This window comes from Streptomyces sp. NPDC007162, assembly GCF_040634175.1.
Lineage (GTDB): Bacteria > Actinomycetota > Actinomycetes > Streptomycetales > Streptomycetaceae > Streptomyces.
Window position 1 is genome coordinate 1 of the sequence record NZ_JBEYFC010000540.1, and the last position, 5804, is coordinate 5804.

7 protein-coding genes and 1 pseudogene are annotated in these 5804 nt (G+C 67.6%); 5 read left to right on the top strand and 3 right to left on the bottom strand.

Features of this window, described 5'->3' with window-relative positions; genetic code table 11:
* The first annotated feature begins 383 nt into the window (after positions 1 to 383).
* The 5 genes and pseudogenes from ABZ646_RS38480 (at position 384) to ABZ646_RS38500 (ending at position 1986) form a co-directional block, all read left to right on the top strand.
* Positions 384 to 1118: a formylglycine-generating enzyme family protein gene (locus ABZ646_RS38480; protein WP_360529908.1), complete on the top strand. Its 735-nt coding sequence runs from the start codon at positions 384 to 386 to the stop codon at positions 1116 to 1118.
* 112 nt (positions 1119 to 1230) lie between these two features.
* Positions 1231 to 1383, top strand: a complete 153-nt coding sequence (locus tag ABZ646_RS38485; protein ID WP_360529911.1) for a hypothetical protein — start codon at positions 1231 to 1233, stop codon at positions 1381 to 1383.
* The gene (locus ABZ646_RS38490; protein WP_360529914.1) at positions 1380 to 1556 is read left to right on the top strand and encodes a hypothetical protein; all 177 of its coding nucleotides are present in this window, start codon (positions 1380 to 1382) and stop codon (positions 1554 to 1556) included. Before ABZ646_RS38485 ends, ABZ646_RS38490 begins: the two co-directional genes overlap by 4 nt.
* A 138-nt stretch (positions 1557 to 1694) precedes the next feature.
* Positions 1695 to 1784 (top strand): annotated as a pseudogene (locus ABZ646_RS38495) (IS3 family transposase); the annotation flags it as partial.
* On the top strand, positions 1756 to 1986 hold the full coding sequence (locus ABZ646_RS38500) for a DDE-type integrase/transposase/recombinase (protein WP_360529917.1): 231 nt from the start codon (positions 1756 to 1758) through the stop codon (positions 1984 to 1986). The pseudogene ABZ646_RS38495 and the gene ABZ646_RS38500, both read left to right, overlap by 29 nt.
* Positions 1987 to 2041: 55 nt before the next feature.
* Here the strand turns inward: ABZ646_RS38500 and ABZ646_RS38505 are convergent, their stop codons facing one another.
* Genes ABZ646_RS38505 through ABZ646_RS38515 form a run of 3 tightly spaced genes read right to left on the bottom strand, consistent with a single transcriptional unit; the run spans position 2042 to position 5675 of the window.
* Complete coding sequence (locus tag ABZ646_RS38505; protein ID WP_360529920.1) at positions 2042 to 2950, bottom strand: glycosyltransferase; 909 nt, start codon at positions 2948 to 2950, stop codon at positions 2042 to 2044.
* Positions 2947 to 4326, bottom strand: a complete 1380-nt coding sequence (locus tag ABZ646_RS38510; RefSeq protein ID WP_360529923.1) for an MATE family efflux transporter — start codon at positions 4324 to 4326, stop codon at positions 2947 to 2949. Before ABZ646_RS38510 ends, ABZ646_RS38505 begins: the two co-directional genes overlap by 4 nt.
* The gene (locus tag ABZ646_RS38515; RefSeq protein ID WP_360529926.1) at positions 4323 to 5675 is read right to left on the bottom strand and encodes a hypothetical protein; all 1353 of its coding nucleotides are present in this window, start codon (positions 5673 to 5675) and stop codon (positions 4323 to 4325) included. The genes ABZ646_RS38510 and ABZ646_RS38515 overlap by 4 nt, the downstream gene beginning before the upstream one ends.
* Positions 5676 to 5804: the final 129 nt, after the last annotated feature.

The following is a 5804-nucleotide window of genomic DNA, read 5'->3' on the forward strand; positions in this document are numbered from 1 at the left end:
GGGCCGGCAGCCGAAGGCGAGGGTTGATAAGCCACCCCGAAAGCCTCCCACTCACAAGGCCACCACACCCACCGAACTTACGAAAAGATCAGTAGTGGAACAGACGGAAGGCAAGGGCGACCGCGGACCAACCAGCATCAAGGGGCCGGGCTTGATCCATCACGGTGATCGCGGCAGCCCAATGCGTGTCGATCCGCTACGGCGAACTCATGGACGCCGGCGCGGCCGCGTCGTGACGTGCCGTGTCGGCGCTCGTTGACCCGGTTGGCCCGTGGCTCAATGTCCTGGTTCCAAGGTCGCTGGTGACATGGGTCCATCGGCCGACGCGCGCCCCGACCACCGAGGTGAAAATTTGGATTGCCCACTTGAGTCCAGGAGGATCCATGCGCGTGGAGCAGGTGAACTGGGTTGACATCCCGGCTGGGTTGTTGCGTCGGGGGACCCCGGTCGACGAAATAGCGGCAGTGGCCCGCCGCTATGCGGACATCAGGGTGCCGGTGGAGTGGTACTTGAAGGAAGCCCCGCGCGCGGAGATCCACGTCCCGGCGTTCCGGATCGCCCGCACCCCGGTCACGGTCGGCCAGTGGGCCCGCTTCGCGGCGGCCACCGGCCGGCCGGTCCCAGAGACGCCGGCAGATCACCCGGTTATCGGGGTGCCCTGGGAGGCGGCGACGGCCTACTGCCGGTGGCTCGGGGAACGGCTCGGCCTCGATGTGCGGCTGCCCACGGAGGACGAGTGGGAGCGCGCCGCGCGAGGCGACGACGGCCGGGAGTTCCCGTGGGGCGAGGAGTACCGAACCGGTCTGGCCAATCTGCTGGACCTCGGCATCGGCACCACCATGCCGGTCGGCTCGTTCCCCGACGGGGCCAGCCCCTTCGGTGTGCTGGACATGGCGGGCAACGCCGACGAGTGGACCTCCACCCCCTACGCCCCCTACCCGGGCGCGCCCGCCGAGGTGCCGACCACCGAGGACTGGGCCTTCGACCGGCACATCACGCGAGGCGGCGCCTTCCGCCACGACCGGGACCTCGCCCGCTGCGCCCGCCGGCACGGCGCCTATGAGGAGGATCTGGAAGCCATCGGCGTGGGCTTCCGCCTCGCGGCACCGGCCGCGTAGAACCGGACACCGTGACGACATCACGACGGTTGGAGTCTCCCTCAAACGGTGCGCTTCGGGTGAACCGCCCCGAGTGAGGTGGAGACTCGATTCCGTGTAAGGGTTCGCAGTCATGGCACGACCCTCGATGTACCCGCGTGAGCTGCGCAAGCGCGCGGTCCGCATGGTCGCGGAGATCCGCGACGACTACCGGAACGAGACTGCCGCGCTGAACGCGGTGATGGAGACGCTCGGCATCGGTTCGCGCGAGACGCTGCGCAAGTGAACCGCCAGGACCAAATCGACACCGGGCAGCGGCCGGGGACGGCGACCGAGGAGGCCGCGCAGGTCAAGGCCCTGAAGAAGGAGATCGCCGAGCTGAAGCGGGCGAACGAGATCCTCAAGGCAGCCTCGGCTTTCTTCGCGGCCGAGCTCGACCGGCCATGCGCGCGCTCGTAGCGTTCATCGACGAGATGCGGGACCGCTTCGGCGGTGTCGAGCCGATCTGCACCGTGCTGGCAGCGCACGGCATCAGCATCGCCCCCCTCCACCTACTACGGCGCCAGGAAACGCCAGTTGACACTCTCGCCGCGAACCGTGCGAGACGAGGAACTCAAGGAACGGATCAAGGAAATCTACGAGTCCAACTACCGGGTCTATGGCGCGCGAAAGGTCTGGCGACAGCTCAACCGCCAGGGCCCCGGATCCACTCGACCGGGACTTCGTCGCCCCGGCCCCGAACCGAACCTGGGTCGCCGACTGCACACACGTCGCGGCCTGGTCTGGAGTCGTCTACGTCGCGTTCGTCGTGGACACCTACTCGCGTCGCATCGTTGGCTGGTCCGCGTCGACGTCGAAGGAGACCCAACTCGCCCTGGACACAACATGACCGCGACGGCCGCCCGCCGACTCCCCGGCGAGTTGGTGCACCACTCGGATGCCGGTCACGGCGCGACAGGTGGGTTCACCTGCCGCTCCTTCAAGAGCGCATTGATCTGCAAGTTGTAAGGCGTCGACAGGGCCAGCTCGCTGACGTGATTGCGAAACTTGCTGTGAAAGTACAGTTTGTTCTCGTGGTCGGAGCGCTGACCGTCGTCGTCGGCGCGTTGGTGGGGCAGGTGCACGGCGGCGGCTTGTCGGGACAGGCGGAAACGCACGCCCGAGCGGAAAAGACGGTAACCGAGATCGAGGTCCTCGAATCCCCAGCCACGATACGCCTCGTCGAAGAGCCCCACGAGGAACAGGTCCTCCCGGCGAACTGAGACGTTGCACGCCCAGAAGGTGACCCAAGGCGCGGGCTGGACGCCCAGATCCTCTCCTTGGGCCGAATAGAAGAAGTCGTCGCGAACGTCGCGTCCGTCCGGGAACGCGGCAAGGCACGCAGCCGACCCATCGGCGTCTTCCGGATCGATGGCCGCCACTGTCTCGGGGCCGAGCGGAAGGGAAGCACGGTATGCCCAGGTGTAGCCGACGACGGCCAGTCGTTCGGGGCCGGCACGGTGCAGGGCCACGTGATGGTGTACCAGGCCGGTCGTCGGTAGTACGCCGGAGTCGAGGAATACGCACACATCGCCCCGGGCCTCGCGGATGCCGAGGTTGCGCGCCGCGGCGGCGCGGAAGCCGAGGTCTTCTTGAAAGAAGTACCGCACCGGCAGACGGCTCGCGAATGCCGCCACCATTTCACGGGTGCCGTCGCTCGAACCGTCGTCCACGACGATGACCTCGAAGGCGGCATCCCGCTGGCAGGAGAGCGCGCCGAGCGTGCGGCGCAACAGGTCGGCCCGGTTGTAAGTCGGGATGATCACGCTTGCCGCGACCTCAGTCGATTCCAGCACTGGCTCCTGCCGCTTCACTCTCTTACCTCCACGCCGGTCGCCGAGCTCTCGGCGAGGGCCGTCACGTTCTGCAGTGCGCCCAAATTGAGTGCACGCCACCGCCAAAGGCCTATTGCCGCCCGGATGCTCTCGTCGAGGGCGACCGCGATCCAGACGCCGACGACACCCCAGCCCACACCCCGTCCAAGCAGATACGCAATAGGCAGACCGACCAGCCAGCTCAATCCGATGCCGACGGTCAGGACGAATCGGCCGTCACCGATTGCCACGAGCGACAGGTTCGTCGTGATGTTGAGCGAGCGGGCCGGTTCCAGCACCAGGCCCAGTAGGATCAGGGCGATGGTGAGGCGCGCCACCTCGTGGCTCGTTGTCAGCTGGCCGATCCCGAGCCACACGCCTATTACGGCGAGCACCGCGAGCACAACCGCGCCGCCGACGCTGCGCACACTCACCATGTTGAGGAGCCGTTTGGCCCCAGCGAAGTCGCCCGCGCCGAACGCCCTGGAGACCAGGATCTGGCTCGCCTGCGCTAACGCGAGGGAGTACATGAACACGAAGCTCGCGACCTGCGTTGCGTAGGCCCGGGCCGCCAGCTGATCGCTACCGAAGGAGGCGACGATCGTGGTCATAAGGATCAGCAACACATTGAACTGGACCGGATCGAGCGTGCCAGGGACGACGACCCGTGCCATCTCCCTTGCGATCTCCCGCAGTTCGCCGAGCGTCCGAGAAGCGGAGCGCACGAAGCTCGGCCGCGCGAGCACCACGAGCACGATGAGGTTGGTCAGATAGCCGGCGGCGACCGCGAGGGCGACCCACAGCGCGGGACGGGACCAGTGGACATACCAGTGGACGAGCGAGGCGTTCAGCGTGACCGCAACCGCCGTGCCAGTGACGTTGGAGACCAGCGCCCAGCGCGTGTTGCCGTACGAGGAGGCGAAAGCCGCGACGGGGAAGCGGACCGACATGACGGCGATGACCAACGACCAGCCCAGCGCGTACTGCTGCGCGTAGACGAGGATCTGGCCCGACGCGCCCATGAGGGAGAAGATCTGCTCGCTCAGCCCAGCCAGACCGCCCGCGAGAACGAGTCCGAGGACCGTCGACACGGCTAGGGCCAGCCTTTGCCCGACGGCTACGCGCCCCATGTCTCCGCTGCCCCTGTACCGGGACAACACGGCACCCGCGCCCTGGGCGGACAGACGCAGGAAGACGATACACAGGAGCAGCACGGGCGCCACGATGCCGTACGCGGCCACCGCGTCGAGTCCTACCCGGCCGAGGAAGAACACTTCACTGAACGTGCCGAAGGCGATGATCAGAAGCTCGCCGAGCAGCGGGAGCGCGAGTGGCCACAGGCCGTAAGCGCCGACAGGGCGTGCGTCCCCGCTCATCGGACTGCACCTCGGTCCAGAGCCAGATCCAGGCATGCCCGCACGCCTTTGGCCTGGGTGTGGACGAACGCAGCGCCGGGGTCATCGCGTTCGGGGCCCTGCTTCGCAACGGTGGTTCGGGCAACCGGCCGCGAGTCGTCGAGCAGGGCGGCGGCAATCGATCTTGCGTTCACGTCGGCCAGTCGGACCGCGCGTGGATCGCCGCCGAGCACGGTCTCGAAGGTTGGGATCGGTGAGTGCACGATGCGCGCGGCAGGGTGGGCGAACTCCAGGGCCTCAGCAGCGACCAGGCCGAACGCCTCGAAACGCGAGGCCAGCACGACCGTGTCCAGCCGGGAGTCGCGCAGCGCCGCGAAGGGCAGCGTCTCATCGAAGTCGTGGCAGACGGTCACTCGCTCGCCCGGCAACCTGTTGATCAGGCCGCTGACGGTCTCCAGGTAGGACGGCTCAGTCGTGGCCGTCGGTGCCACGAGCAGCAAGTGGTCGCGGTCGTCCGGGCGCGCCGCCAGGACGCCGCAGAACGCGTCCAGCAGCGCGTCGAAGCCCTTCTGAGGTTTGCACCGGCCCCAGCTGAAGGTGAGCCGGGCGTCAGCGGGGATCTTGCGCAGCACGGCGAGTGCCTGTTCCGTAGGCGGTCGCTGGTAGGCGGCGGTGTCGATGACGTTGTGGAAGGGGACCAGGTGGCGTTGCCGCATGCCGTCCCAGCCGGCGAGGACGTTTTCGTAGTAGTCGCTGACGTAGCCCACGCAGCCATCACGCTCGATGAGGTCTGCTACGCCGCGGGCTTCGAACTCGCGCCGCTGGGCACTCATTTGATCCGGGAAGACGACGCCGAGGCTGTGTGGCACCCAGACAGGCATGATCCGCTCGGCGGCGCGAGTTTGGGGCGAGGGGTCGTTCCCGGCTGTGTTGTTGAGGCCGGAAAGCCGTCCGGCAACCGCCGCGAAGGGTGTGTCATGGAGCAGTGCCAGAACCACATCGTGTTCTGTCGCGAGGTCCAGCAGCCAATTGGCCGCGGCGGTGGACAGAGCCGCCCATTGATCCACGGGGCGGCTCGGATCCCGGCCGACGAATAGCTTGGCAGCGTCGCTCCCGTCAGTGAGGGACGGCAATTGCGTGAAGGTGCCGCCGCTGTGGGCACAGGCTCTGCACGTAGCGGCGCGCAGATCCGCGCGTAGGTTCACGGCGTCATCGAGCAGCGACCCGCTCGCACATGACATAGTCCAGGTGTGGCCCGTGTCCGCGAAAGCCTCCGTCAAGATGTGTTCCGCCTGCTGCACGAAGGATCTGACCACGACTCCAACGCCGGAGAAGAGGCTCTGCATGCCGTCGAGCGCGCAGACGGCCACCGCGATCCTCACCGGCCGTGCGCCGAGCCCACCGGCAGCGCTTCGCGATCGGCGGTGGGGTCCGCCTAGGTGGGCGTGGTGTTCTCCTCGGCGAGGACCAGCATCAGGGCTTCCAGTGCCTGGGCGAGG